This window comes from Streptomyces sp. NPDC060232, from assembly GCF_042726555.1.
GTDB lineage: Bacteria > Actinomycetota > Actinomycetes > Streptomycetales > Streptomycetaceae > Streptomyces.
In genome coordinates, this window is sequence record NZ_JBHXAG010000001.1 from 656,585 (window position 1) to 681,641 (window position 25,057).

At 72.8% G+C, this 25,057-nt stretch carries 26 protein-coding genes and 2 pseudogenes; 13 read left to right on the forward strand and 15 right to left on the reverse strand.

Annotated elements, in window-relative coordinates; genetic code table 11:
* Nucleotides 1-110: 110 nt before the first annotated feature.
* Nucleotides 111-1,385: an ABC transporter substrate-binding protein gene (locus ACFWFZ_RS02920; RefSeq protein WP_387115590.1), complete on the reverse strand. Its 1,275-nt coding sequence runs from the start codon at nt 1,383-1,385 to the stop codon at nt 111-113.
* Between the two features lie 166 nt (nt 1,386-1,551).
* On the opposite strand from ACFWFZ_RS02920, the gene ACFWFZ_RS02925 reads away from it, so the two are divergent.
* From ACFWFZ_RS02925 to ACFWFZ_RS02940, 4 genes are all read left to right on the forward strand, one after another.
* Complete coding sequence (locus tag ACFWFZ_RS02925; protein ID WP_387115593.1) at nt 1,552-2,058, forward strand: PadR family transcriptional regulator; 507 nt, start codon at nt 1,552-1,554, stop codon at nt 2,056-2,058.
* Nucleotides 2,055-2,822, forward strand: coding sequence for an ABC transporter ATP-binding protein (locus ACFWFZ_RS02930; RefSeq protein WP_387115595.1), 768 nt, complete (start codon nt 2,055-2,057; stop codon nt 2,820-2,822). Before ACFWFZ_RS02925 ends, ACFWFZ_RS02930 begins: the two co-directional genes overlap by 4 nt.
* A 2-nt stretch (nt 2,823-2,824) precedes the next feature.
* Nucleotides 2,825-5,170, forward strand: a complete 2,346-nt coding sequence (locus tag ACFWFZ_RS02935; RefSeq protein WP_387115598.1) for an FtsX-like permease family protein — start codon at nt 2,825-2,827, stop codon at nt 5,168-5,170.
* Between the two features lie 122 nt (nt 5,171-5,292).
* Nucleotides 5,293-5,865: a DUF2231 domain-containing protein gene (locus tag ACFWFZ_RS02940; RefSeq protein WP_387115601.1), complete on the forward strand. Its 573-nt coding sequence runs from the start codon at nt 5,293-5,295 to the stop codon at nt 5,863-5,865.
* 96 nt (nt 5,866-5,961) lie between these two features.
* Here the strand turns inward: ACFWFZ_RS02940 and dhaK are convergent, their stop codons facing one another.
* The 4 genes from dhaK to ACFWFZ_RS02960 all read right to left on the reverse strand — a co-directional run bounded on the left by dhaK (nt 5,962) and on the right by ACFWFZ_RS02960 (nt 9,010).
* Nucleotides 5,962-6,966, reverse strand: coding sequence for a dihydroxyacetone kinase subunit DhaK (dhaK, locus tag ACFWFZ_RS02945; RefSeq protein ID WP_387115604.1), 1,005 nt, complete (start codon nt 6,964-6,966; stop codon nt 5,962-5,964).
* Between the two features lie 142 nt (nt 6,967-7,108).
* Nucleotides 7,109-7,357, reverse strand: coding sequence for a type II toxin-antitoxin system RelE/ParE family toxin (locus ACFWFZ_RS02950; RefSeq protein ID WP_387115607.1), 249 nt, complete (start codon nt 7,355-7,357; stop codon nt 7,109-7,111).
* Nucleotides 7,358-7,496: 139 nt separating this feature from the next.
* On the reverse strand, nt 7,497-8,693 hold the full coding sequence (locus tag ACFWFZ_RS02955) for a PP2C family protein-serine/threonine phosphatase (protein WP_387115610.1): 1,197 nt from the start codon (nt 8,691-8,693) through the stop codon (nt 7,497-7,499).
* A gap of 128 nt (nt 8,694-8,821) precedes the next feature.
* Nucleotides 8,822-9,010, reverse strand: coding sequence for a hypothetical protein (locus ACFWFZ_RS02960; RefSeq protein ID WP_387115613.1), 189 nt, complete (start codon nt 9,008-9,010; stop codon nt 8,822-8,824).
* Nucleotides 9,011-9,189: 179 nt separating this feature from the next.
* On the opposite strand from ACFWFZ_RS02960, the gene ACFWFZ_RS02965 reads away from it, so the two are divergent.
* The 4 genes from ACFWFZ_RS02965 to ACFWFZ_RS02980 all read left to right on the forward strand — a co-directional run bounded on the left by ACFWFZ_RS02965 (nt 9,190) and on the right by ACFWFZ_RS02980 (nt 14,470).
* A complete protein-coding gene (locus ACFWFZ_RS02965) occupies nt 9,190-9,732 on the forward strand; it encodes an isochorismatase family cysteine hydrolase (protein ID WP_387115616.1) in 543 nt (180 codons plus the stop codon).
* Between the two features lie 121 nt (nt 9,733-9,853).
* The gene (locus ACFWFZ_RS02970; protein WP_387115619.1) at nt 9,854-10,051 is read left to right on the forward strand and encodes a hypothetical protein; all 198 of its coding nucleotides are present in this window, start codon (nt 9,854-9,856) and stop codon (nt 10,049-10,051) included.
* Nucleotides 10,052-10,407: 356 nt separating this feature from the next.
* Nucleotides 10,408-12,189, forward strand: coding sequence for an N-acetylglutaminylglutamine amidotransferase (locus tag ACFWFZ_RS02975; protein ID WP_387115622.1), 1,782 nt, complete (start codon nt 10,408-10,410; stop codon nt 12,187-12,189).
* A 64-nt stretch (nt 12,190-12,253) separates the two neighbouring features.
* Nucleotides 12,254-14,470 carry a S9 family peptidase gene (locus ACFWFZ_RS02980; protein WP_387115625.1) on the forward strand — a complete coding sequence of 739 codons (2,217 nt, stop codon included), beginning with the start codon at nt 12,254-12,256 and terminating at the stop codon, nt 14,468-14,470.
* A 44-nt stretch (nt 14,471-14,514) separates the two neighbouring features.
* Here the strand turns inward: ACFWFZ_RS02980 and ACFWFZ_RS02985 are convergent, their stop codons facing one another.
* The 3 genes from ACFWFZ_RS02985 to ACFWFZ_RS02995 all read right to left on the reverse strand — a co-directional run bounded on the left by ACFWFZ_RS02985 (nt 14,515) and on the right by ACFWFZ_RS02995 (nt 15,427).
* Nucleotides 14,515-15,021, reverse strand: coding sequence for a DUF6766 family protein (locus tag ACFWFZ_RS02985; protein ID WP_387115628.1), 507 nt, complete (start codon nt 15,019-15,021; stop codon nt 14,515-14,517).
* The gene (locus ACFWFZ_RS02990; RefSeq protein ID WP_387115631.1) at nt 15,006-15,224 is read right to left on the reverse strand and encodes a hypothetical protein; all 219 of its coding nucleotides are present in this window, start codon (nt 15,222-15,224) and stop codon (nt 15,006-15,008) included. The genes ACFWFZ_RS02985 and ACFWFZ_RS02990 overlap by 16 nt, the downstream gene beginning before the upstream one ends.
* 77 nt (nt 15,225-15,301) lie before the next feature.
* Entirely contained in the window at nt 15,302-15,427 is a 126-nt protein-coding gene (locus ACFWFZ_RS02995) for a hypothetical protein (protein ID WP_387115634.1), read from the reverse strand.
* Between the two features lie 384 nt (nt 15,428-15,811).
* Between ACFWFZ_RS02995 and ACFWFZ_RS03000 the strand changes: the two genes are divergently transcribed.
* Nucleotides 15,812-16,927 carry a glutamate--cysteine ligase gene (locus ACFWFZ_RS03000; protein ID WP_387115637.1) on the forward strand — a complete coding sequence of 372 codons (1,116 nt, stop codon included), beginning with the start codon at nt 15,812-15,814 and terminating at the stop codon, nt 16,925-16,927.
* Nucleotides 16,928-17,015: 88 nt separating this feature from the next.
* Here the strand turns inward: ACFWFZ_RS03000 and ACFWFZ_RS03005 are convergent, their stop codons facing one another.
* From ACFWFZ_RS03005 to ACFWFZ_RS03015, 3 genes are read right to left on the reverse strand one after another with little or no spacing between them, the layout of a single operon-like run.
* Nucleotides 17,016-18,605, reverse strand: a complete 1,590-nt coding sequence (locus ACFWFZ_RS03005) for a phytoene desaturase family protein (protein ID WP_387115640.1) — start codon at nt 18,603-18,605, stop codon at nt 17,016-17,018.
* Nucleotides 18,598-19,050 carry an SRPBCC family protein gene (locus ACFWFZ_RS03010; protein ID WP_387115643.1) on the reverse strand — a complete coding sequence of 151 codons (453 nt, stop codon included), beginning with the start codon at nt 19,048-19,050 and terminating at the stop codon, nt 18,598-18,600. Before ACFWFZ_RS03010 ends, ACFWFZ_RS03005 begins: the two co-directional genes overlap by 8 nt.
* Nucleotides 19,051-19,082: 32 nt before the next feature.
* Nucleotides 19,083-19,412: a plasmid stabilization protein gene (locus ACFWFZ_RS03015; protein WP_387115645.1), complete on the reverse strand. Its 330-nt coding sequence runs from the start codon at nt 19,410-19,412 to the stop codon at nt 19,083-19,085.
* Between the two features lie 134 nt (nt 19,413-19,546).
* Here ACFWFZ_RS03015 and ACFWFZ_RS03020 point away from each other — a divergent pair.
* The 3 genes and pseudogenes from ACFWFZ_RS03020 to ACFWFZ_RS03030 form a co-directional block, all read left to right on the forward strand.
* Nucleotides 19,547-19,654: pseudogene (locus tag ACFWFZ_RS03020) on the forward strand (alpha/beta hydrolase); the annotation flags it as partial.
* A gap of 147 nt (nt 19,655-19,801) precedes the next feature.
* Nucleotides 19,802-20,032 (forward strand): DUF5133 domain-containing protein, encoded by a 231-nt coding sequence (locus ACFWFZ_RS03025; protein ID WP_030302032.1) that lies wholly within the window; start codon nt 19,802-19,804, stop codon nt 20,030-20,032.
* 118 nt (nt 20,033-20,150) lie between these two features.
* Nucleotides 20,151-20,375 carry a DUF6480 family protein gene (locus tag ACFWFZ_RS03030; protein ID WP_387115648.1) on the forward strand — a complete coding sequence of 75 codons (225 nt, stop codon included), beginning with the start codon at nt 20,151-20,153 and terminating at the stop codon, nt 20,373-20,375.
* Nucleotides 20,376-20,463: 88 nt separating this feature from the next.
* Here the strand turns inward: ACFWFZ_RS03030 and ACFWFZ_RS03035 are convergent.
* Nucleotides 20,464-21,709, reverse strand: a pseudogene (locus ACFWFZ_RS03035) (molybdopterin oxidoreductase family protein); the annotation flags it as partial.
* A gap of 292 nt (nt 21,710-22,001) precedes the next feature.
* Here ACFWFZ_RS03035 and ACFWFZ_RS03040 point away from each other — a divergent pair.
* Nucleotides 22,002-22,856 carry a hypothetical protein gene (locus ACFWFZ_RS03040; protein ID WP_387115651.1) on the forward strand — a complete coding sequence of 285 codons (855 nt, stop codon included), beginning with the start codon at nt 22,002-22,004 and terminating at the stop codon, nt 22,854-22,856.
* A 181-nt stretch (nt 22,857-23,037) separates the two neighbouring features.
* Here the strand turns inward: ACFWFZ_RS03040 and ACFWFZ_RS03045 are convergent, their stop codons facing one another.
* The 3 genes from ACFWFZ_RS03045 to ACFWFZ_RS03055 all read right to left on the reverse strand — a co-directional run bounded on the left by ACFWFZ_RS03045 (nt 23,038) and on the right by ACFWFZ_RS03055 (nt 24,980).
* On the reverse strand, nt 23,038-23,601 hold the full coding sequence (locus ACFWFZ_RS03045; RefSeq protein ID WP_387115654.1) for a ribosome-inactivating family protein: 564 nt from the start codon (nt 23,599-23,601) through the stop codon (nt 23,038-23,040).
* A 576-nt stretch (nt 23,602-24,177) separates the two neighbouring features.
* Nucleotides 24,178-24,387, reverse strand: a complete 210-nt coding sequence (locus ACFWFZ_RS03050) for a hypothetical protein (protein ID WP_387115657.1) — start codon at nt 24,385-24,387, stop codon at nt 24,178-24,180.
* A 17-nt stretch (nt 24,388-24,404) separates the two neighbouring features.
* Nucleotides 24,405-24,980, reverse strand: coding sequence for a hypothetical protein (locus tag ACFWFZ_RS03055; protein ID WP_387115660.1), 576 nt, complete (start codon nt 24,978-24,980; stop codon nt 24,405-24,407).
* Between the last annotated feature and the right edge of the window lie 77 nt (nt 24,981-25,057).

Genomic DNA, 25,057 nt, shown 5'->3' on the forward strand with positions numbered 1-25,057 from the left:
GGGGTGTTTTGTCCGTGAATGCCCACGTGCATGAAGAAGGGCTTCTACTTAACATGTAAGTAGAAGCCCTTGAGGAGGTGCTCAGTGTGCGATGCGTCCGATGCGCGCGGTCAGCCCGTGCGGGAAATGGCCCCGAGTTCGCGAGCCAGGCGCGCCACCGCCTCGTCCGGCGTCTGGCGCAACGCCATCACGTCCTGCACCACGGCCTGCACGGCGAGACTCACCTGGTCGTAGCGCGGACTCTTGGGGCGCGGCACCGCCGACAGCACGCTCTCGCGCAGGGTCGGCAGATACGGGTACGCGCGGACCAGCTCGGGATCCTCGTACAGCGCTGCGCGCACCGGGGGCAGCGAACCCTCGGTGAGCACCCGCCTCTGTACCCGTTCACTGGTGAGGTAGGAGATCAGATCGGCCGCCGACGCCGGATGCCGCGCATGACTGCTGACGGCGAGGTTGGAGCCGCCCAGCACACTGGTGCCGGGCCCGTCGGCGCCGGGCAGCGGCACCGCGCCGAACCGGCCCGCGACCTTCGACCCCGGCGCGCCCGCGTCCGCGTACACGTAGGGCCAGTTCCGCAGGAAGAGCAGCCTGCCGTCCTGGAACGCCTTCCGGGACTCCTCCTCCTTGTAGCCGAGCGCGTCACGGGAGATCCAGCCCTCCCGTACCCCGTCCGCGAGGAACCGCAGTCCGGTGCGCGCCTCGTCGGAGTCCACGGTGACGCGGGCGCCGTCGTCGCGCAGGATCGAACCGCCCGCGGAGTGCACGGCCTCGGTGGCGTTGACGGTGAGCCCCTCGTACGGGAGGAACTGGCCTGCGTAACCGTCCAGCCCGTGCTGCGGGGCGATCGTGCGTGCCTGGCGGGCCAGTTCGGACCAGGTCCGCGGGGGCTGCTCGCCGGCGAGGTCCAGGACGTCCTTGCGGTAGTAGAGCAGCCCCGCGTTCGTGACGTACGGGACCGCGTACAGCCGGCCGTCGAAGGTCGCCGTGTCCACGACCGGCCGCAGGAAGGCGTCCAGGGGGAACCGGGCCCGTTCGAGCGGGGAGATCCACCCGGCGGCCGCGAACTCCGACGTCCAGGCGACGTCGATGTTCAGCACGTCGAACCGGTCACGGCCCGATCGCAGCTCGCTGATCATCTGGGCCCGGGTCTCGTCGGCCGAGTCGGGCAGCTCGACGAGAGTGACCCGCTCGCCGGGACGGCTGTCGTTCCAGTCGTCGAGCAGGGGGCCGAGGTAGTCGGTCAGGTCGCCCGCCGTCACGAGCGTCAGGGGGCCGCGGGCGCCGGAGGCCGTGACCGCGTCGGGGCGGACGCCGAGACCGGCGTACCCCGCCAGGACGACCGCCACCACCAGGAGAGCTCTACCCGCGGCACGCATCCACCGCATAGATTCCTCCCAGTGCACGATCCGGCTGCGCCGCCGACCCATCGTGGCCTATATATACCCGTTAGGCATGGGCGATACTAGACGTCCAGGCAGACGGACCGGACGTAGGAGACATCCGGCCCGGCGCCAGTGAACGGTTGACTACGCAGCGGGAAGGAGGGGGCGAGTGCGGCTGGCGCTCCTTGCGCTCCTCACCCGTAGCCCTGCGCACGGTTACGAGCTCAAGCAGGACCTTGAGAAGCTCCTGGGCGCCGCGTACCCTCAGCCGAACGTCGGCCAGATCTACGTCACCCTCGGCCGGCTGGAGAAGAGCGGCCTGATCGAGGGCGAGGACGTCGAACAGTCGGGCCGGCCCAACAAGCGCACGTACAAGCTGACGGACGCCGGGCGCGAAGCCGTACTGGCCTGGTTCGAGGACACCGCCGAGGAACCCCGGGTACGGGACGAGTTCTTCATGAAACTGGCGCTCGCACCGCAGTCGGGTCTGGCCGATCCGATCGCCCTGATCAACAGGCAGCGGCGCCAGTACCTCAACACCATGCGGGACCTGTCGAAGCTGGCCGCGGCCGAAGACCGCGACAACAAGGTCTCCCAACTGCTGATCGAGGGCGCCATGCTGCACCTGCAGGCCGACCTCGACTGGCTGGAACGCTGTCAGGAGGAGCTGGAATGAGCGACGACACCGCCGCCGCTCCTGTCGTGCCCATCGTCCGCGCCGAGGGCCTGACCAAGACGCACCACGGCGAAGGCGCCCCGGTGCCCGCGGTCCGCGGCGTGGACCTGTCCGTCCAGCCGGGCGAGTTCGTCGCGATCACCGGGCCGTCGGGCGCCGGCAAGTCCACCCTGCTGCACCTGATCGGCGGCCTCCAGCGGCCCGACGGCGGAAAGCTGTGGCTCGACGGCGAGCGCGTCGACGCGTACCGCGAGGCACGCTGGGCCGTTCTCCGGCGCCGCAGCATCGGCGTCGTCTTCCAGTTCTTCAACCTCGTCTCCAACCTCACCGTCGCCGACAACGTCGAACTGCCCGCCCTGCTCGCCGGCGCCTCCCCGAAGGCCGCCCGCGACTCCCGCGCCGAACTGCTCGCCGAACTCGGCCTCGAAGGCCGCGAACGCTCCATGCCCGGAGAGCTCTCCGGCGGCGAACAGCAGCGGGTCGCCCTCGCCCGCGCCCTGGTCAACCACCCCGCACTGCTCCTCGCCGACGAACCGGCCGGCAGCCTCGACAGCAAGGGCACCCGTGAGGTGCTGCGGCTGCTCACGCGGTTCCACCAGCGCGGCCAGACGATCATCATGGTCACCCACGACGCCCGGATGGCCAGCGCCGCCGACCGCGTCATCAGCTTCTTCGACGGCCGAATAGCCGACGACGCACAGCTCGGCGGGGGCCGCCCAGGCCCGGCCGGCGGCGTCTGCGGCGTACTCGAACTGAAGGAATGACCGTGCGGGCCACTCTGCGCTGGGCGCAGGCAGACTTCCGCGCACACCGTGGCGAAGCCCTCTTCGTCGTCCTCGCCAGCGCCGGCGTGATCGCCTCGCTCCTGCTGGCCGGCGCGCTGTTCGGCTACGCCGCGAACCCCTGGCAGCGGGTTTTCAACCAGTCCCAGGGCGCGCACATCTGGCTGCACACCCGCGCCGGGGCGGACACCGACGCGGACGCCCTGGCCGGCGTGGACGGCGTCGCGGCGCTGTCCGGGCCCTACCGCACGGCCGCGACCACGATCGAGTCCCGCGGCGCCAGGGCCGGGGTGACGCTCCGCGCCGCCGACGTGGAGCCCCCGCAGACCGGACGGCCGCTCGTCGCCGAGGGCAGCTGGCTCGCCCGCCCGGACGCCGGCGACGCCGGCGCCGGCTCGGCCGCCGGCTCCGTCGTGCTGGAGACCTCCGTCGCACGGGCCCTCTGGGCGGAGCCCGGCGACACCGTACGCGTCACCGGACCGGACGGCGCCCCGCACCTGCTGCGGGTGAGCGGCACGGCCGACGCGGCCGAGCCCCGCTACCAGCCGGGCGGCTCGGCCGGCATCGGCTGGGTACTCCCCGCAACGCTCGGCGAGATCGCCCGGGGAGACACCGGGCAGAGCGTCGGGTTGCGCCTGGAGGACCCCGAGGACACCGACTTCATCGTTCAGCGCGCCGTCACCGTACTCGGCGCCGACCGGGTCGCCGAGGTCACCAAGTGGCAGCAGGCCCGCGCCGAGGCGGGCGGCGACGACCGGCTCCTGGGCACGGTCTTCGCGGTCTTCGGCCTCGGCGCGCTGCTCGCCGCCGCCCTGGCCGCGTCCGGGGCGGTCGCCGCCCGCGTCCGGGGCCAGCTGCGCGACATCGCCGTCCTCAAAGCGATCGGCTTCACCCCCGGCCAGGTCACCCGCGGCTTCCTCGTGCAGCACCTGGCCTTCGCGCTCCTGGGCGTGGCCCTCGGCACCACGGCGATCACCCTCCTCGGCGCCCGGATACCCGGGCGGATCGGGGAGGCCGCGGCCGTCTGGCAGGACCTGCCCGGTCACACCGCCCTGATGATCGGCATCCCCGGCGGCGCGGTCCTGCTGATCGCCGCCTCCACCGGGCTGTCGGCCTGGCGGGCCGGACGGGTGCCGCCGGTGCCGGTGGCGCGGGCGGCACTGCCGTCCGCCGCGCCGATGACCGCCCTCGGCAAGCGGGCGCTCGGCGTACGGGTGCCGCCCGCCCTCGTCCTGGGGTGGCGTGCGGCGTTCCCGCGACGCGGGCGGACGCTCGTACCGGTGGTGCGGCTCGCGCTGCCGCTGGTGCTCATCACGGTCGCCCTCGTGGCCTGGTCGACGCTGGACCAGTTCCGCAGCCGCCCCGCGCAGGTGGGGCTGGCGGCGGCACTGACCGTACGGTCCGAGCAGCCCGCCGGACCCTCCGACGCGGAGCTGGAGGAGGCCCTCGCGGCGGTCCCGGACATCGCCGCCGTCCATCCGGGCGCGGAGATGGCGGCCCTCGTCCCCGGACAGACCGGCACCATCACCCTGCGCGGCCTGGGCACGGCCCCGCACCCCTACCCCTCCGCAGTGGTCGAGGGGCGCGCGGTCGCCGGGCCCGACGAGGCCGTGGCCGGCCAGGGGCTGCTGGACCTCCTCGGCGTACGGGTCGGCGACTGGGTACGGATGACCGTCGGCGGACGCCCGCAGATCCTGCACCTCGTCGGCCGCACCATCGAGCCCGAATCCGGCGGCCGGGTGATCACCACCACCCTCGACGCACTGCGCGAGCGGGACCCCCGGCTACGGCCCGCCTTCCACGCCCTGGAACTGCGCGAGGGGGCCGACCCCCGGGCCGTGAGCGGCGCCCTCGCCACGGCGGCCGGCGCAGCACTGGAGATCCGTGAGACGCCGAACCCGGCCGACCGGCTGGAACCGGCACGCGGGGTGATCGGCGCCCTGATCGCCGTACTGGCGCTGATCGGGCTGATCGAACTGCTCACGCTCATCGGCACTGGCGTACGCGACCGGGGCCGGGACCTGCTCGCGCTGAAGGCCATCGGGCTGACGCCGCGGCAGATCGGGGCCATGATCGTGACGGCCGCCGGCCTGACCGCGCTCGTGTCCGCCCTGGTGGGGACGACGGTGGGCGTCCTGACCGGCAGCTGGCTGGTGGACACGCAGGGCGCGTCGAGCGGCATCGGCGCGGGGATAGCCCAACTGCCGCCGTTGCCGGTGCTCTTCACGGTGATCGTGGGCGCGGTCCTGGGCGCCGTGGCGGCGGCGGTGCTGCCGGCGACCCGGACGGCACGACGGCGGCTGGCGGACTCGCTCAGCGAGACCCTCTGACCGTCGGAGCCGACCGTCGGAGCTGACCGGCGGCACGTCGCCCGGTCGCCGGCGGTCCGCCGGCGCCCCATTCGGGCGACACCAACGTGGGGCGGGGGCCCGAAGCCGGGTAGGCGCCCTCCATGAACACCAAAACCCTCGACCCCGCGAAGGTCGCCCCCGCCCTGAACGCCGCTTCCGGGTGGTGGCTGACGACCCTGGACCGCCTTGAGCGGACCACCCTGGCCGATCCCGCGATCCGTGTACTCCAGCGGGGGATCCGCTCGCTGCCCCTGGGCGGCGTGAGGGACGTGCTCAGGGGAAGGCCACTGGGCCATCCCGTCCATCCCGTCCTCGTCCAGGTGCCCATCGGATGCTGGCTCTCCGCCGCGGTGGTCGACGTCGCACCCGGGGAGCGGCGGGCGGCCACGATCCTGACGGCCGTCGGCCTCGCCGGTGTGGCCCCCGCCGCCGTCGCCGGCTGGGCGGACTGGGCCGACCTGCCGCCCCAACAGGCCCGGGTCGGCCTCGCCCACGCCGTCTCCAACGCCGCGGCCGTCAGCTGCTACGCGGTCTCCCTTGCGGCGCGCCTGGGCGGCCGTCCGGCGAAGGGCAGGCTGTGGTCATGGGCCGGACTGGCGGCCGTGTCCGTCACCGGCGCACTGGGCGGCCACATCGCCTACCGACAGGCGGTCGGAGGCCATCCCGCCACGTAGGCCGTGAGGCCGTGCCCTGTGGACACACCGGGCTCGCGACGCCACCTCGACGACAGGACTCGGCCCGGCTTCCGCCCCCCTCCCTCCGGTCAGCGGTCAGCGGCCCCAGCGCAGTGCCGGGGTCTGCACCGGTGCGTCCCACAACCGCAGGATTTCGTCGTCGGCCCGGCACAGCGTCACCGAGCACCCCGCCATGTCCAGCGACGTGACGTAGTTCCCCACGAGGGTGCGCGCCACGGGTACACCGCGGTCCGCGAGGACCCGCGTCACCTCCGAGTGGAACCCGTACAGCTCCAGCAGCGGTGTCGCCCCCATGCCGTTGACCAGGGCCAGGACCGGCCCGTCGGCCGGGGCCACCTTCGCCAGGTCGTCCAGTACGGCGCCCACCGCGAACTGCGCGATCTCCCGGGCCGACATCATCGGGCGGCGCTCCCGGCCGGGCTCGCCGTGGATCCCGATGCCCAGTTCGAGCTCGCCGTCCGGCAGGTCGAAGGTGGGGCTGCCCTTGGCGGGCGTGGTGCAGGCGCTCAGCGCCACGCCGAAACTGCGGGAGGCCTTGTTGACCCGCTCGGCCACCGCGGCGACCTGCTCCAGCGCAGCGCCCTCCTCGGCCGCGGCCCCGGCGATCTTCTCGACGAACAGGGTGGCCCCGGTGCCGCGCCGTCCGGCTGTGTAGAGGCTGTCGGTCACGGCCACGTCGTCGTCGACCAGTACGCGCAGGACGCGGATGCCGTCCTCCTCGGCGAGTTCGGCGGCCATGTCGAAGTTCAGCACGTCCCCGGTGTAGTTCTTGACGATGAACAGCACGCCCTGGCCGGAGTCCACCGCCTTGGCGGCCCGCAGGACCTGGTCGGGCACGGGGGAGGTGAACACCTCGCCGGGACAGGCGGCCGACAGCATTCCGGGGCCGACGAAGCCGCCGTGCAGGGGCTCGTGCCCGGAGCCGCCGCCGGACACCAGGCCGACCCGCCCGCCCTCGTTCGCGCCCTTCCGTACGATGATCCGGGCCTCCGGGTCCACGTCCAGGTCCGGGTGGGCTGCGGCCAGCCCGCGCAGGGCGTCGGCGACGACGGTCTCAGGACTGTTGATCAGCATCTTCATCGCGCATCTCCCAGTGGGGCTCACAGGTGACTGTCCGACCGTCCGACTGTCCGAGGGCATGCCGAGCGCGCACCGCTCACTTCGACGGTAGAGGAGCCGTCCCAAGGGCGCACCAACGCCGTGCCGGTCCAGCCGTGCCGGTCTACTCAAGGCGGCCGACGTGCAGGACGACGACGGCCCTCGGGTCACGGGTGATGGCGTACAGCACGCGGTAGCGGCCGACGTGGATGCGGCGCAGCCCCGGGCCGTACGGGGCGGCGCCCTGCGGGCGGGGCTCGGCGGCAAGGAGATCGACGGCGAAGAGCAGTTGCCGGAGCCCCGCGGGATCGTCCGCGAGGTGCCGCGCGGCCCCGCGCAGGGCCGCCTCGTCCCACACGATGCCGTAGGCCATTCGCCACCCTCCTTCCGCAGGGCGATCGGGTCGCGCCACCCCCGGGCGTCTGCCCGCACCGGCGGGCCGGTACGCGTCCCCCCGCGGCGCGGCGCGGCGCGGAGCGGAGGCACGGCGCGGCGCGGGGGCACGGCCCGGGTCAGGGGGCCGGGTGCCATTCGGCAAGGAGGATGGTGGCGTCGTCGCGCAGGCGGTGCTCCCGGTGGGCGAGGAGGTTCTGCACGAGCCGGCGCAGGGATTCGGGGGCGTTGTGTCCCGAGGCGAGAGAGCGGATCACGGTGTCGGTCAGCCGTTCCTCGCCGTAGAGGTCGCCCTCGGGGGAGCGGGCCTCGGTCACGCCGTCGCTGTGGATCACGACCCGGTCGCCGGGCTGGAGGCGTACGTGGTGCCGCGCGGGAGGTTCCGGGTCATGGAACCCGAAGCCCAGGGGCAGCTCGGCGGCGCGTTCGAGCGCTCGGGGCAGGACGTGGCCGTCGCGGATGAGCAGCGGCGGCGGGTGGCCGCAGTTGATCCAGTGGAAGTCGCCGTTGTGGGTGTCGAGTTCGGCGATGACCCCGGTCATGAGCCGGTCGGGGATCCACCGGGCCAGCGTGCGGTCGATGGTGGTCGCGATGTCGGGGAGGGCGGCGCCGGACCGGCGCGTGGAGCGGCAGGCGGCGATGGCGGCGGCGCTCGCGCCTCCGGAGGCCAGGTCGTGGCCCATCGCGTCCAGCATGGTCAGGTGCAGGGTGCCGTCGACGAAGGTGTGGTCGAAGGCGTCGCCGCCGATGTCGTAGGCGGGTTCCAGCATGGCGGCGGAGGTGGCCCGGGTGGTGCCGATGGTCCGCGGGGGCAGGAACGCCCACAGCAGTTCGGCCTGCAGGCTCATCGGGCTCGTCCGCCGGTGCCGGACGAGGAGGTCGTTGTGGGAGGACTGCGACACCACCAGCAGCGTCGCCAGGCTCGCCAGCGCACGGCCCGCCTCCACCCGGTCCGCGGCCCAGCCGGAGCCGGAGACCTGCATGACGCCGACCCGCTCGATGCCGTCGACCATGGGGAACCAGCTGGTGTCCCCGTCCCTGTTCTGCTGCACCCGCTGGGTCCGGTAGGCCAGGCCGGCCAGGGACCCGTCGATGTCGACACCGGCCGGCGCCTCCGGGCTCGGGCCACCGGGTCGGGGGAGCGGGCTGAGCCGGAGCTGCTGGATGTCCGCGAGCAGCAGCCGGGTCGAACCGATGCCCAGACGGCGGGCGGCCTCGTCGATCAGCTCGGCGATGTCCAGGGCCGACGCCTCGTGGGAGCGGTCGAGTACCCACGCCAGCACCGGCCCCAGCTCCTCGGGGGCCCCGTCGCTCACCACCAACGCCCTACACCGTCGCAGACCATCGGATGCCTCTCCTCCAGCGCCGGGAACCCATGCGGCCATCTTGGACACGAAGCCGCGCGTCGCCCCGGCCGACACGACGGCCGACGGTGCTCGGACGCTCAGGAGACGGCGCCGTCGGGGTCCCCCTCGATCTGGTCCTGCGTGATCACCTGTAGCTCGTCGGTGCGCTCGTTGCGGATCCGGTAGACCGCGTGCGGGCCGGGATCGCGCACCTCCTCGATCCGGCCGCGGTGCAGGTCCTGACGGCCGTCGCGATAGGTGACCCGGTCCTTCTCGCGCGGAGCCATGATCTCCTCCTTGGAACGAAAGGCGCTGGTCAGCCCCGCGCGGAGCGGGGCTGCGAGAGGCGTCTGCCCGGCAGCGGAAGTCGCACACCTGGCGCGGTCGCGTCGCCGCCGGGCCCGGAACAGGATGAGACCGGGGAGGAGACCGGCCGCAGGACGAGAGACGAGAGGTGGCGGCATCGATGCCCCGTACGGCGCTCATCGTGATCGACATGCTCAACACCTACGACCACGAGGACGCCGACGCCCTCGTCGCGTCGGTCCGCGAGGCGCTGCCCGGCATCACGACACTGCTCGAACACGCCCGCGCCAGCGAATCGCCCGTCGTCTACGTGAACGACAACTTCGGCGAGTGGCGCTCCCACCACGGCGAGATCCTGGGCGCCGCCCTCGCCGGCCGCCACAGGAGCCTGGTCGAGCCGATCGCCCCCGACGAGAACTCGCTCTTCGTGGTCAAGGCCCGCCACTCGATCTTCTTCGAGACCCCGTTGGCCTACCTGCTGGGCCAGCTCAAGGTGGAGCGCCTGGTCCTGTGCGGCCAGGTGACCGAGCAGTGCGTGCTGTATTCGGCGCTGGACGCCCACATCCGGCACTTCGACGTCGTCGTGGCGGACGGCGCGGTGGCCCACATCGACGCCGACCTGGCCGAGGCGGCCCTGCGGATGATGAGCCGCAACATGTCCGCCGACGTCTGCGCGGTCGAGGACGTCGTGTTCGACGGCTGACCGGGCTCCGCATGAACCTCCGGCACCGGGGAAGGTGCCCCGGGCACGCGTGACGCGCGCGAGACGAACCGAACGAACCGGTCCGGTGCGGAGCCGGCCGACGAGAGCCCAGAGGTGGATCATGGCCTCGAAACGAGCGGGCGCAAACCCTGCCGACACCCGCGCCGACGGCGACGACCGGGCGACTCCGTGGAGGGACTTCCAGCGGGTGCTCGACCAGATGTTCGGCCTGCTTGAGGGTGTCGATCCGGATGACGCGGCCGCCCGGCGGGGAGCGCCGCCCCGGCGCGGTTCCGCCGCAGGCGGCGGCACGCGGTGAACACGCGGCCACGGCGGCGACGAGCCCCGCGCACACCGCGCACACCGCCACGGCCGACGGGCGGCCCGGCTCGCAACTCGTGCGCGGGCCCGGTTCCTGGGTGAGACTGGAGCCCGGCCCCCGCCCGGCTCCGGCGCCCGTGACGGTGCCGCCCCGGCATCGAGCGGGGAGAGCGTCCGCTTATCGGGCTCTTCTGCGGGCAGGCGCCGGATATGTCGATCGCCCGTTCGGACCGACTCGCACGTGTCGGCCGAACCGGCACAGGAGCGCAGACGCATGGTGTACGCGACCTGGTCCTCTGTGAAGAGCGGGGTCTCCCGGGTGTCCCGACGTTCCGCGGCGCGGGGAGGTGCCCCGTGTGCGGTCTGAGCGGAGAGGTACGTTTCGACGGCAGGCGCCCCGACCTGGCCGCCGTCGAACGCATGACCGACGTGTTGGAGCCGAGGGGGCCCGACGGCCGGGGAACCTGGTCGCAGGCGGCGGTCGCCCTGGGCCACCGGCGGCTGCGGATCATCGACCTGTCCGAACGCGGCGCCCAGCCCATGGTCGACGCACAGCTCGGCCTCACCGCGGTCTTCAACGGCTGCATCTACAACCACCGCGAGCTGCGTGCCCGCCTCGAACGGCTCGGGCACCGCTTCTTCTCGGACTCCGACACCGAAGTCGTCGTCAAGGCGTACGCGGAGTGGGGCCGGGAGTGCGTCGAGTTCCTGGTCGGCATGTTCGCCTTCGCCGTGGTCGAGCACCACACGGGCCGGGTCGTGCTGGGCCGTGACCGGCTGGGCATCAAGCCCCTGTACGTCACCGAGGACTGCGACCGCCTCCGGTTCGCCTCCTCCCTCCCGGCCCTGCTGGCGGGCGGGGGAGTGGACACCTCCCTCGACCCGGTCGCCCTCCACCAGTACCTGAGCTGGCACGGCACCGTCGTGGCACCCCGGACCGTGCTGGCCGGCGTACGCAAGCTCCCGCCGGCAACCGTCCGGGTCATCGAGCCCGACGGCACCCGTGAGGACCACTGCTACTGGCAGCCCTCGTACACCCGGCACACCGAACTCGGCGACGACCCCGCGCTCTGGCGCGAGGCCGTGCACGACGCGCTGCGCACCGCGGTGAAGAGGCGTACGGTCGCCGACGTCCCGGTAGGAGTGCTCCTGTCCGGCGGTCTGGACTCCAGCCTGCTGGTCCAGATGCTCGCCGAGGACGGGTACGAGGACATCCCGACCTTCGCGATGGGCTTCGAGGAGGAGAACGGGGAGGACGGCGACGAGTTCCTGTACTCGGACCTGGTCGCGCACCGGTTCTCGACCGACCACCACCAGCTCATGATCCCCTCCGACCGGCTTCCGGCCGCGCTGGAGGACGCGATCGGCGCCATGAGCGAGCCGATGGTCAGCCATGACGCCGTGGCGTTCCACATGCTGTCCGAGCAGGTGTCCAAGGAGGTCAAGGTCGTCCTGTGCGGCCAGGGCGCCGACGAGGTGTTCGCCGGCTACCACTGGTACCCGCAGATCGCCTCGGCCCCCCGTACCGGTGCGGACGACGCCTACGCCCGCGCCTACTTCGACCGGACGCACACCGACCTCAACGCCATGATCCACCCCGACCTCGCCGTCGGCCACGACGCCTCCATGGACTTCGTCCGGCACCACATGGCCACCCCCGGCGCCGACACCGCCCTCGACGCCGCCCTGCGCATGGACGTCCACGCCCTCATGCCGGACGACCCGGTCAAGCGGGTCGACAACATGACGATGGCCTGGGGGCTGGAGGCCAGGGTGCCGTTCCTCGACCAGGACCTCGTCGAGCTGGCAGCGGCCTGTCCGCCGCAGCTGAAGCTCGCACAGGGCGGCAAGGCCGTGCTCAAGGACATCGGACGCACGGTGCTGCCCCGCGAGGTCGTCGACCGCCCGAAGGGCTACTTCCCCGTCCCCGCGGTGCGGAACATGGCCCAGCCCGTCCTGTCCCGGGTACGCGACGCCCTGACGGCCCCGGAGGCACGCCGGCGCGGCATCTTCGACGAGCGCCTCGTGGCCGAGCTGCTCGCGGCACCCAACCGCCACCGCGCCCGGCGCGGGGCGAATACCCTGTGGCAGGTGGCCACGCTGGAGATCTGGCTCCAGGCGCACGGCATCGGCTGAGCGGTGGGAACACTGCACTGAGTGGTGGGAGCACTCCGGAAGCGGAAGCCTGGGAGAGGTGGCCATGCCCTTGGAGCAGACGAACCTTGTGGATCACGTACCCGTCTCGGCGGCCGGGACCTCGGCGGCCCCGGCCGCCGAGGAACGCGACGCCGCAGCGCCCGCGCCGGCGCCCGTGCCGGTACGGATGCCCGACCACCGCAGCGCCGACCCGCCGACCCTGCTCACCGCCCACGGATGCTGGTATCCGTCGGCGAACCCCACGGGTGAGCAGGTCGCGTTCATCTGCGACCGGTCCGGCGTGCCCCAGCTGTGGAGCGGACCCGCCCGGGGGGACGGTGCCCACGTGCTGGACGGCGACCCCGATCCGGTCACGGAGGTCTCCTGGTCCCCCGACGGGCGCTGGATCGCCTACACCTCGGCGCCGGGCGGCGGCGAGCACACCCGCGTCCTGGTGGTGCGCCCGGACGGAACCGGCCGGCAGGTGCTCGCCGGGGCCGAGCCGGGGAGCTCGGCGCACCTCGGCTGCTGGACGCGCGACGGCACCGCGCTGGCGGTCACGGTCGCCCAGCCCTCCGCGTCGGGCTCGGAGCACACCGGGGCAGGACACCTCGCGGCGGACGCCGACGGCGCGCCGGCCGCGCCCGGCGCGAAGGCTCCAGGCGTGGCCTGGCCCGAGCGCGGCGGCCCCGCGACCCTGCTCGGAGCCGGGGCGGCGAACCGGGCCTCCGCGGACCAGGACCCCGGCCAGATCCCGAACCGGGCCCAGGTTCCGGACCTGGGCCAGGTGCGTGACCCCGGCCAGGTCCGCGGGGGCGGGCTCGCCGCCTACCTGGTCGACCCGGACGGAGCACACGCGCCCGTCCTGCTGTACGCCGAGGAGGGCGCTGCGTCGCTGCGCGTGTGCGACACGAGCCCGGACGGCGGTTTGGCGCTCGTCCGCCGCGGCCCGCGAGGCCGGCGCGAGGCCCTCGTACTCGACACCGCCTCCGGCCGCACCACCTTCTCCCTGCACGTCGCCGACGGGGACCCCTGGATCGGGCGGTTCTCCGCCGACGCGCGAACGGTGTGGCTGCGCAGCGACACGGACCGCGAGTTCGCGGCGCTCCTGAAGGTCCGGCTGGACGAGGAGGGCGCGGGCCGGGCCGTGTCCGTGGCGGCCGAACGCGACGGGTCCGCCCTCGACCTGCTGAGCGTGCCCGACCACGGCCGATGGGCCCTGCTCGCCTGGAACGCGCACGGGGCGACCGAGCTGGAGAGCGTGGGCCTCCCCCTCGCCGACGAGGACGACGGCGTCGGGCCGCGACACCGGCCGGTCCTGCCGCACGAGGTCGTGACCCGCATCGCGCCCCTGGAACGCGGCGGCCTCTTCGCCGCACTGGCGGGCTCCCGGCGCAGGCCCGGCATCTGGGAACTGGACCAGGGCCTCGTGCCGGCACGCGCCGGCTGGTCGGCCCGCGACGAGGACGCGGTCCCGCCCGGGCGGCCTCCCGTACGGCCGGTGCCCCTGCGCTGCCGAGCGCGGGACGGGCTGACGCTGGGAGGCTGGTACTACCGGGCGCCCGGCCGGGATCCGGGCCGGCCCGCCCCGTGCGTCATCCACCTCCACGGCGGTCCCGAGGAACAGGAACGGCCGGTCTTCAGCCCGCTCTACCACGAGCTCCTCGGCAGGGGCCTGGACGTGTTCGCCCCCGACGTCCGCGGCTCGTCCGGCTGGGGGCGGTCCTTCGTGGACGCCGACCTCGGCGCCGGCCGGTTCGCGGCGATCGACGACGTCGCCGACTGCGCCGCGCACGTGGTCGCGCTCGGCTACGCCGACCCCGTGCGGCTGGGGGTGATGGGCCGCTCGTACGGCGGTTACCTCACCATGGCCTCCCTCGTGTGGCATCCGGACCTCTTCCGCGCCGGCGTGGCCGTCTGCGGGATGTCGGACTTCGCCACGTTCTTCGCCGGCACGGAACCGTGGATCGCCCAGTCCGCCACCGCCAAGTACGGCCACCCCGAACACGACCGGGAGCTGCTGCGCGCACTGTCCCCGATGAGCCGCGTCGACCAACTGCGCGCGCCGGTACTGGCCGTCCACGGCGAACACGACACCAACGTGCCGCCGACGGAGTCGGAGCAGTTCGTCCGCGCGGCCCGCGAACGCGGCGTGTCCGCGAGGCAGTTGACGCTGCGCAACGAGGGCCACGAGTTCCTGCGGGCGGACAACAGGAGGCTCTACCGGCGTGCTGCCGCGGACTGGCTGGAAAGGTATCTGGACCCCCACCCGGCGACCTGACCGCTCACGTCCGACGCCGCCCGCCCGGCAAGAGCGGCGGGCCGTCAGCCTTCGACGCCGGTGGAGGTGTGGGCGGCGCCGACCGGTTTGGATTCCGGCGAGCCGCGCTGGCGCAGGTACACGGAGAGGATGACCACGGCCGCCACGGCCAGGAGCTCCGACTGCCGGTTCTGCAGGCTCCTGTTCCAGAAGTCCGGCGAGGCCAGATAGCCGTCCCATCCGACCGGGTTCTGGAGTTGCCGGAGCTGCTGTTCGTCGTAGGCGGCCATGCCCGTGATCGACTGGGCGGTCCAGGACAGGATGAACAGTGTGCCCATGACCAGGCCCGGCGAGCGCGCGTACACGCTCTGGCGCCAGTCCTTCGTGCCGGCCCAGCGGGGCGATTGCGCCGTGGCGTGATTGCCGACGCGCTGCTCGCGGTCGGACTCCGTACCGGTCCTGTGGATCTCCTTGGACTCGCCGGTGAACCGGGACAGGAAGATCGCGTCCCCCTCGGCGCGGACCAGAGCCATCCGCCCGTAGACCTCCGTCGACTTCACCGCTGAGGACACCGGCAGTTCCTGGCTCCCGAGCGCCTGCGCGCACGTCTGTTCCCGTCCTGCTCCAGCTGGGTGCGGGTCTCGGGGGCCAGCAGCTCGCACGCCGCGGCGTAGTCGCGGGCGGCCAGTGCCTGTTCGAACGCGTGGGCCGCGTCGCGTGCGCCGTCCACCCGTACGGCCGAGGCTCCGCAGCCCGTGAGGAGCGTGACCGTCACCCCGGCCAGTACCCCGGCGCCCAGTACCCTCCGAGCGGGCCGGGGAGGGCGGGGCCGGGGCCCGGTGCCGGCCGGTGTCACCGGCTTGCGGCGTCCGCGATCCGACGTCGTTCGCCCGTGTCCTCGTCCTCGGTCTTCTCGAACTGCTTGGACAGTTCCTCGACCGTCCTGTGGTCGTCGCGCAGGAGCACCATCGCGTCCATGTCTGTCCTCCGAGTCTGCGGATGTGCGGACCTGCACCGACTGGCGTCGGCCCGGTCATCCTCACGGCGGCGACCCGTCCCGCGGTGGTACGGGGGCCGGGGGCCGGGCCCAGGTCACCCGAGTGGCCGCCCCCGCGCGGGTGACTTGAGCGCCCGCTTCCGCGAACCGGGTTCACCGGATGGCGCGGCGTCTCATCCGCCGCCGGTGAGCGCACCGGCGGTCCCCGCAGCCGCGAGGACCACCGCCGCCAGGCCCCGCGCCCCTCAGCAGGGCGCCCCGGTAGCAGATCCACGCCACGGCCGGGCAGCCCTCGCCGGGCCGCATGGCCGAGGGCGGCCGGGGCAGGTGCGGGACATCTGACGGATCGATGCACAGGCGGCGACATGCGAAGCGTAGGCGTGGAAGAAGAACTGCTGCTCGTGGACGCGGACAGCGGGGCTCCCCGCGCCGTGTCGGGAGCGGTCCTGGCGGCCGCAGAGCGCCAGAACCGGCAGCGCTCCGGCGCCGACGGCGGACCGGAGCACGAGTTCGAGACGGAACTGCACAAGGAGCAGCTGGAGTTCGCCACCAAACCGGTCACGGAGATGGGCGAACTCCAGGATGAGATCGTCCGTATCCGGGGTGAGGCCGCCCGCCACGCCGCCAGCGCCGGTGCGGTGGTTGCGGCGGTCGCCACCTCGCCGCTGCCCGTGCAGCCGTCGCTCAACGTCGGCCGGCGCTGCCGCTGGCTGGGCGAGCAGTTCGGCCTCACGGCCCAGGAACAGCTCACCTGCGGCTGTCACGTCCACGTATCGGTCGACTCGGACGAGGAGGGCGTCGCGGTCCTGGACCGCATCAGGCCCTGGCTGGCCGTCCTGGCGGCGATGAGCGCGAACTCCCCCTTCTGGCAGGGCGAGGACAGCGGCTATGCCGGCTACCGCAGCAGGGTGTGGAACCGATGGCCCTCCGCCGGCCCCGTCGGGGTCTTCGGCTCCGCCGACCGCTACCACGAGCAGGTACGCGAGATGATCGACACCGGGGTGCTGCGCGACGAGGGCATGATCTACTTCGACGCCCGGCTGTCGGCCACCTACCCCACCGTGGAGGTCCGGGTCGCCGACGTCTGCCTGGACGCCGCCACGCCGGTCCTGCTCGCCGCCCTCATCCGCGGCCTCGTCGAGACGGAGTCCCGCGCCTGGCAGGACGGGCGGCCTCCGGCCCGGGTCGATACGAGCCTGCTGCGCCTCGCCTCCTGGCGGGCCGCCCGCTCGGGCCTGGACGGACCGCTGCTGCACCCGGAGACCATGCGCGAGACGTCCGCCGAGCATGCCGTCGAAGCCCTGTACCGGCATGTGCGCGAGGCGCTGAAGGACCACGATGACGACGAGCGTGTCCGCGAAGCCATCGCGCGGCTGCACGAGCGGGGCAACGGCGCCCGCATCCAGCGGCGCCTCCACGCCGACGGCCGGTCCCTCGCCTCCGTCGTCACCCGGTGTGCGGAGATGACGGTCGCGCCTTGAGTGCCGCGGCGGCGAGGGGCGGACCCGAACTCTCGCAGGGCGGTGGGGCGGGCGCCGGTGTACGCCGCACCCGGCTGCCCGCAGGCCGTCAGACGCGCTGGGCCCGGTGGAGAACGGCCGGCAGCCCGTGGAGGCGCAGGGCGGCCCGGGCGGCGTTCGCGCCCGGTGCGCCGTGGACGCCGCCGCCGGGGTGTGCGGCGGCGGAGGCCAGGTAGAGCCGTTTCACGGGAGTCTCGGGCCTGCCGGTCCCGGGCGTGGGCCGGAAGACCGCCTGCTGGTGCAGGGCGGTGGTGCCGTTGTTGACGGCGCCGTTGTGGAGGTTCGCGTCCATGGCCTGCAGGGTGGTGGGGGCCAGGATGCGGCGGGCGCCGATCCGCTCACGGAAGCCGGGTGCGAAGCGTTCCACCTGCGCCTCGACACGGTCGGCCATGGCTCGCTGTTCCCGGGAGTCCCAGCGGCCGGTGATGCCGTCGGGGCCGGCGTCGGCGGCGATGTCCTGCGGGAGGTGGGTGTACGCCCACGCCGACTCCGTACCGGCCGGTGACCGGCCGGGGTCCGCGGTGGTCATCTGGCCGAACAGCGTGAACGGCTCGTCGGGGACCCGTCCTGCGGCGATCTGAGCGGCGAAGCGGGTGAGCCCGTCGACACCGCTCGCGAGGTGGACGGTCCCCGCGCCGGCCGCTCCCGGTGCCGTCCACGGCACCGGACCGGTCAGTGCCCAGTCGACCTTGAAGGTCGCGAAGTCCCAGTGGAACCGCTCCAGGTCCCACACCAGGCGGGACGGGAGGTGCTCCTCGCCGACCAGGTCCCGGTACAGGGCCGGCGCCGACGTGTCGGCCAGGACCGCCCGGCCCGCGCCCACCGTCTCCCCGCCCGCGGTCCTGACCCCGACCGCGGCACCCCCGCGTACGAGGACAGCCGTGACCCGCTCCCCGCAGCGCAGCACACCGCCGCGGCGCCGCAGCCGGCTCACGAGCGCCCCCGTGAGGGCGCCGGCCCCTCCGACGGGCACCGGGAAGCCGTGGCTCTGCCCCAGCATCGACATCAGCCAGCCGAATCCACCGCTGCCCGCCGCCTCGGGGGCCAGATCGGCGTGCAGGGCGTTGCCGGCGAGCAGAAGCCGACCGCCCTCCCCGGCGAACTCCTCCTCGCCCAGGCGGCGTACCGGCAGGGCCAGCTTCCGGGCCAGCCGCAGCCCGCCGGAGGCGCGGAGCCCCACAGCCAGCCGGAGTCCGGACCGGATCGGCGGGAAGGGCGTGAACAGAGCCTGGACGAGATCCGGCCCGAGCCGGCTCCACGTCCGGTACATGTCCATCCACGCCTCGGCGTCGGCGGCGGCGAACCCGGCCAGGCCGGCGCAGGTGTCCTCCACCCGGCGTTCCAGCACCGCGCACCGGCCGTCCGGCAGGGGGTGGGCCAGTACGGACGGGGCGTGGCTCCAGCGCAGGCCCTCGCCGCCGAGATCGAGTCGCGCGAGCACCGGGGAGGCCGCGGCGAGCGGGTAGAAGGCGCTGAAGACATCGGACACGTAGTCCGGGTGCACCCCCCGGTCGCTGCGCACCGCCCCGCCCGGTTCCTCCTGGGCCTCCAGAACCTCCACGGTCCACCCGGCGTCGACCAGCAGGTTCGCGGCCACCAGCCCGTTGGGGCCGGCGCCGATCACCACCGCGTCAGGCACGGAGCACCTCGTCGGGCTGCTGCTCCACGAGCCGGGCCAGGCGGGCCAACATGCCGCGGTGCCGGAGCTGGAGGGCCGCTTCGCTCACCGAGTTGTGCAGAAAGCCGCCCAGGCCGCGCAGCGGGTGCTCGTCGCAGACGACGAGGGTCTCCTCGCCCCACGGCCTGAGCTGGAGGAAGATCCGCGCCGTCCCGAGGGACTTGAACGACGCCTCCAACTCCAGTTCCCTGCCGGCCTCCTGGTGGCGTACGGTCGTGGTGCCCTCGGCGGACCAGGGGCCCAGCCGGACCGTGTAGCGCAGCCGGGACCCCGGCGCGGGCCAGGTGGCGTCGAGCGGGGTGGACCCGGAGGGCCCCACCACCCACTCCCCGTACAGGTTCGGATCGGCGAGTACGGCCCACACGCGACGCGGCGGACAGCGGACGAGCTGATGGCGGACGGCCACAGGGGTTCCTCCTCCCCCTCCTCGACCCGCGGTCAGTGGCCGAGGGTGTTCTTGAGCTGCTGCTTGGTCATCGTCGAGCGGCCCTCGATGCCGCGCTTCTTCGCCTCCTGGTAGAGGTCGTCCTTGGTGCGCCCGGACGAGCTGCCCCCGCCGCCGGACTTCTCGCCACCGCGCTGGGAGGCGGACTTGCCCTGGGTCGAGCTGCGGCTCGCGGTCTTGCTCTCACCCGAACGCGCGCGTTCCTTGTTCACCGTCCGGGACGCCATCTCCTTCGCGCGGTCCTCGGACATGCCGCGCTGCTCCCCGGACTCCTTGATGTGCTCGTACTGGCGCTCGCGCTTGGGGCCGGATCCTCGGGGCATGACGCAACCTTTCGTCGACGGTGAGATGCCACGGTCATGCTGCGCGTACCCAGAAAACGCGGCATTCCACGTGAAACGCACCAGATGTCGGCACTGCCCCGAAGGCGTTGATCGGGGTGCCGGCCGCAGCCGCAGCCGCGGTCGCGGCCCCGCAGCGGATCGGCGCTCTGGTGATGGTCGCGCCTTCCCCCCGGTCCATCGACGACGTCGGCTACCGCGGCGGCTTCAGCGTGCAGGACATCCACCGGCCTCGCCCTCCAGCCGGACGTCGACAGCGCCGCCGGGCCGGAGTGACCTGCGGGCGGTGATCGTCTCCGGCAGGGTTCAACGGTGATCGGCAGGGTAGGCGACGGCCACTTGATCGATCCGCTGGCGAAAGGCGAACACCCATGCTGATGGCTCACCCGGCCGTGCTGCCCGGCCTCGTCGACCGTTACTGGGCGCTGTCCGTACTCGATGCAGCCGAAGGCGACTCGCCCGTGCGCAAGGAGATCGAGGCGGTCGAGCGAGCCCTGTGCGTGGCCACCGGGACGACGGACGTGCACGCAGCCCTGATCGCCGCCCGCCATCACCTGCCCGGCACGGGCACCCTCGACGACTCCGTGCTCGCCTCCGGCTGACGGGTACACCCCCCGGCGGTCGGCCGAGGGATGGGGCGCCCCGCCGTGGGTAGGCGCCGGATACCCCAGCCGCCCCGCCGGCAGGGCGGGCGCGGCGCCCGAGGTGAGGGAGGCAGTCATGTCCGCACGCGTTCCGGACCCGGACCCCCGCAACACCACCCGGCCCTTCGACGGGGTGCCGCCCGGCGAGACACCGCCCGGTGAGTCAAGCACCGGCTCCGGCGCGGGGCCGTACCGCCCCCTGACCCGTGGCTGGGGCAAGGGCCCCCTCGTCCTGATCTGCCTGGTGGCCCTGGCGTGCGCGCTCTTCTTCCTCGCCTACGCCATCATGCTGAACGTATGAACCTATGAATGTGTGAGCGACTGCGCGACGGAGCCGCCCTCGCCCGGCGCCCCCAGTGCCGTCGCTGGACGCAGCCGTACGCCCACTGTCAGTCCTCGCCGGGGCGGGGCCGCGACGGCGGCTCCGGCGCGGAGGCCGCCACCGTGGGAGCCGGGGCAAGGCCGGGGAGCGGCGCGACCGGCGTGATGCGGGCCGCGCCGGACTTGAACAGCGGCTGCTTCGACGCCGGATCCCACGAGGTGGGCGTGAGTTCGTTCGCGGCCCGGCGGTGCCCGGTTCTGTCCTGGGCGTCCCAGTACCCGTAGTGGAACGGCAGGAAGAGCACGCCCTCGCGGATGCCGGTGACCCGGACGCGGGCCCGGACCGCCCCGCGCCGCGTGGTCACCTCGGCGAGGTCGTTCGCCTTCCCCGATGCCTGCCCGCACCGCGTCCGCCTCGGACATCTCGATCCACATGTCCGGTGCGGCTGCTCGCAGTTCGGGAACGCGGCCGGTGCGCGTGCGGGTGTGGAACTGGTACAGGGTGCGCCCGGTGGTGAGCCACAGCGGGTAGGCGGCGTCGGGCTGTTCGGGTGCCGGGGCGTAGGCGGCGGTACGCAGGACCGCCTTGCCGTCCGGGTTCAGCGACCGGTACGCCTCCTCGTCGAGCGAGGCACCCGTGAGGAGGTCGCGGCCGTAGCTCTCGCAGTCCGCGGGCCCGCTGCGGAAGTCGCCGCAGGTGTAAAGACGCTCGGTGCCGTCGGGGTGCTCGGCGGTGCAGGGCCACTGGATGCCGCCGCGCTCGCGCAGCAGGGCGTAGCTCAGGCCGCTGTAGTCACAGAGCTGGCCGCGGCTGCACCCGTTCCACGCCTCGAAGACGTCCTCCGGGCCCCGCCAGGGCAGGAGCGGCGCGTCCGAGGCGTCACACAGGTCCATCCGGCGGGCGAAGTCCAGGAAGATGTCGAGGTCGGGGCGTGCCTCGCCGGGCGGATCGACCGCCTTGAGGGAGAGGTGCACGGTGCGGTCGGCATTGGTGAACGTGCCGGTCTTCTCACCCCAGCCGGGCGCGGGCAGCACCACGTCGGCGAACTGGGTCGTCTCGGTGGGGAAGAGGTCCTGGACGGCGAGGAAGAGCCCCTCCAGGCCGAGCACGGCGCGGATGCGCTCCAGATCCGGGAGGGACACCGCGGGATTGGTGCCGCAGACCCACAGCATGCGCAGGGAGCCTTCCTCGGCGAGGTGGACCATCCGCACCACGTGGGTGGGCGGCCCGTCGTGCGGGATGCGGTCGGGCGGGATGTTCCAGATCCTGGCGAGTTCCTCGACGTGCCGAGGGTTGGCCCAGTTGCGGAAGCCGGCACCGGGCACCCTGCGGATCGTCATCGGTGACCGCACGGCACGAGAGCTGATCGTGAACCGGGCCGCACGATACCCCAGTTGCCGCCGTATCCGGTGCCTGGCCGCCTGTGTGCGGTACCTCCACCCGACGCACCCCCGCATCACCCCGCCTGACCGTACGCGCCGACGCACCCGGCACCCGGCACCCGGTGCCCGGCACCCGCACCCTGCCCCCGGGCCATAACTGCCGTACACCACGAGGAGTTTGGAAAGACCTCGCCGCATCCCCCGGCTGCTGTAGGTTCCTGCCATGGCCACAAGCAAAGGGATCGAGAACCCGGAATTGCGCTTCTCCGCAGCCCTGGTGCGCGCAGCAAACCTTCCGGGTGTGCGTATCAACCGGGAGGCGTACCTCCGGCAGGCACTCGGCCGCCAGTGCTCCGAGGAAGAAATCCGTCGAGCAATCGAAGAGACCCCCGCAGCGGCGGGTATCCCTGTCGAGGTTCTGGACAAAGCGGCCAACGACTCCATCAACTACGAAGCTGCCAAAACCAGCGCCCTCTCTGCGGCTGCCGGGATACCTGGCTTGCTCCTCCTTCCCGCCACCGTGCCCGCCGATGTGGTCCAGTACTTCGGCCACATGCTGCGCATCGCGCAGAAGCTCGCCTACCTCTACAGCTGGCCGGACCTGTTGTCCGACGAGAACGACGACCTCGACGACGCGACCAAGGGAGTGCTCACTCTCTTCATCGGCGTCATGTTCGGCACCCAATCGGCGAACGCCGCCGTGGGCAAGGTCGCCGGGATGATGTCGAAGCAGGTCGCGAAGAAGCTGCCGCAGAAGGCACTCACCCAGGGCGTCATCTATCCCGTAGTCAAAAAGGTCGCGGGTTACCTCGGTGTTCAGATGACGAAGCAGACCTTCGCGAAGACCGTCTCGAAGGCCATCCCTGTCGTCGGAGCTGTCGTGTCCGGCGGGCTCACTCTCGCGACCTACCTCCCCATGGCCAAAAGGCTCAAAAGGCACCTGTCCGGCCTCGACCTGACGAAGCCGACGCACGTGGTCGTGGACGCCGAGGTCGTGGATGTCGAAGTGGTCCACGAACCCTCTGCCTCAGGCCATGACGACCAGAGTGAAGCAGACGACACCGTGCCGGCGCGCTGAGGAGTCTCAGGGACACGGGTACCACCCGCCGGTGTCCGCCTCTGCAGGATGCCGGTCCGGACCGGCGAAAGCCGGGGCGGCGCCTTCCGCCCCGGCCTTCCGAACAGCGACGTCCTTTCTCCGTCGGCGCCCCAACGCCTCGGGTCAGTGGGTGGGTGGGAACAAGGGCGGCTGGTGCGGACTACAGTCGTCCTCCGGTTACCCAGAGGCGTGACATCGCATCGGCCAGGGCGGGGTAGCGAGCGGCCTCGCAGAGCATTTCCGAGAGCACGAGCATCCCGTAAGCGGTGCTCCGCGGATCGCAGTTCTGGTGCAGCCGGATCACCGCGAGGCTCAAGGGCCGGCGCCCGATCAGGATCCCCGCCCGCCGGACGGCGGCGGCCGTCTCCAGGTCGGCACGGCTCCCGCCGAACGGCAGGGTTTCCGTTCGGGGCAGTTCCTGCGGCGCGGTCGAGTCCCGTACGTGGTGGACGGACGCCTCAGGCGGCGCATGGCCGTTCTCGAAGAGTTTCCGGAATCCGGAGATACGGAGGCTCGTATTGCGCGGACGGAGCTCGATGAAAAGCTCGATGAACAGCCCCCGCAGTTGGATGTGGAGGGGAAGGTGGGGCATCTCGCCCTCCTTGCGTCCCTCTCCACCGAAGAATCCCTGCGCATCTTCCGCCTTCGACCGAATGGTCGAAGTCAGGGACCGGTACTCGTCGGCCGAGGCTTGTGCCGGGGAGAACAGGATCGGCATCAGCATGGCCGGCCCCTCAGGGGAGAGGTCCCGGACTCGGGCTTTTAGTGAGTAATCTGACCGCAATCGCTTCGATCGTGCCGCACTCGCGCATGCACACCACCACCTTCGCCATCATTCCGACCGCCTACGGGTTTATCACCCCGTCCGTGTCGGGTCCGGTTCGATGGGGTCCTTTGTAGTCGCCCGAGTGGCGGCCGGGACAATTGTTGACCTCTGATGCTAAGAAATCAGCCTGATCCGAATCCCTTACTACGGGCATTTCGCCCCTCCCGTGACCGCTCACGCCTTCGGCCACGGACGCCTCAGGTCCTGCCGGCCGGGTGTGGCCGTGCTCGTGGTCCGCGGCCTGGGCCCCGACGCCCGTCGCGCCTGCGGCATGCGTGCCCGTGCCCGTGCGACTGCGAAAGGGAAAGGCGTCCACCGCACCACGGCGCCCCTGCGGAAGGACGGGGCGGAGCCGTGGGGCGGGCGCGCGCCGGTCGATCAGACGCCTCGCTCGTCGTCTGCCGCGCCACCTACTACGCGGATGAGGCCGTACACCGCCGTGTGCCCGACCCGGCTGCGCTCTGAAACTGCGCGTCAGCGGCGGGACTTGAGTTGGCTGGGCGGTGCGTAGAACCGGCGTGCGGGGGACAGCTTGTCGAAGCGGGCCTCCCGGCGGGCCTCTTCCTCGATCTGCAGCCCGTCCACGTTCTTCGTCCGCGTGGCCCTGTCGCTCCAGAGCAGGAACGCGACCAGTGCGGCGACGGGCAGTCCCAGACATGTGTAGAAGACCATCAAGTCGTTCACGCCCCCCGTGGCGAAGATCAACAAGTGTGGTGAGTCTGCAGGCGCTGTCGGGGGGAGTCAAGGCCTGAGGGCCGCGAACCGGCCGCTCGAACCCCCGCCGGCATCCGCGAGCGGACACCCCGGACGTCGCCCTGGTAACCGCGGTTCCACCAGGACAGCGACACCGCCACCGCCAGCAGGAGGCCCGCCGCTGCCAAGAATTTGGCGGCCCTCGGGCGCCGCCGCGGGTCCGCGACGGCTGCGAGGAGCAGGAGAGGGGCGGACGGGAGGAAGGCGAACATACCCACCCAGGAGCCGATCAGCGGCCACGGCAGCAGCGCTGCCGCGAGGGTCGCGGCGGCCCGCTCGAAGGCGGCCGGCCGCGCGTGGAGGGCCGGCGGTACGGCGAGCAACGCGGTGGTCGCGACCACGAGGGGGATCGCGAAGGGGCCTCCGCCGGAGGCGACGAGCGGGGGGCAGGCGATCAGGTCCGGGACGTCTTCGTCGTGAGCCGCGCGCAACCGCAGCCGCTCGGTGAGGAGTTCGGGCACCGTCACAGTGGCGTCCGCCGGAGTGGGGTGTGGCGGGGTGGCCTCTGTCGGGGTGGCGTCCATGGGGCAATGATGTCGCCCCGGAGCGACCGGCGACCGACTGGGCTCGGGCCGTGTGGCCCAGTAAGACAGCTCGTTCG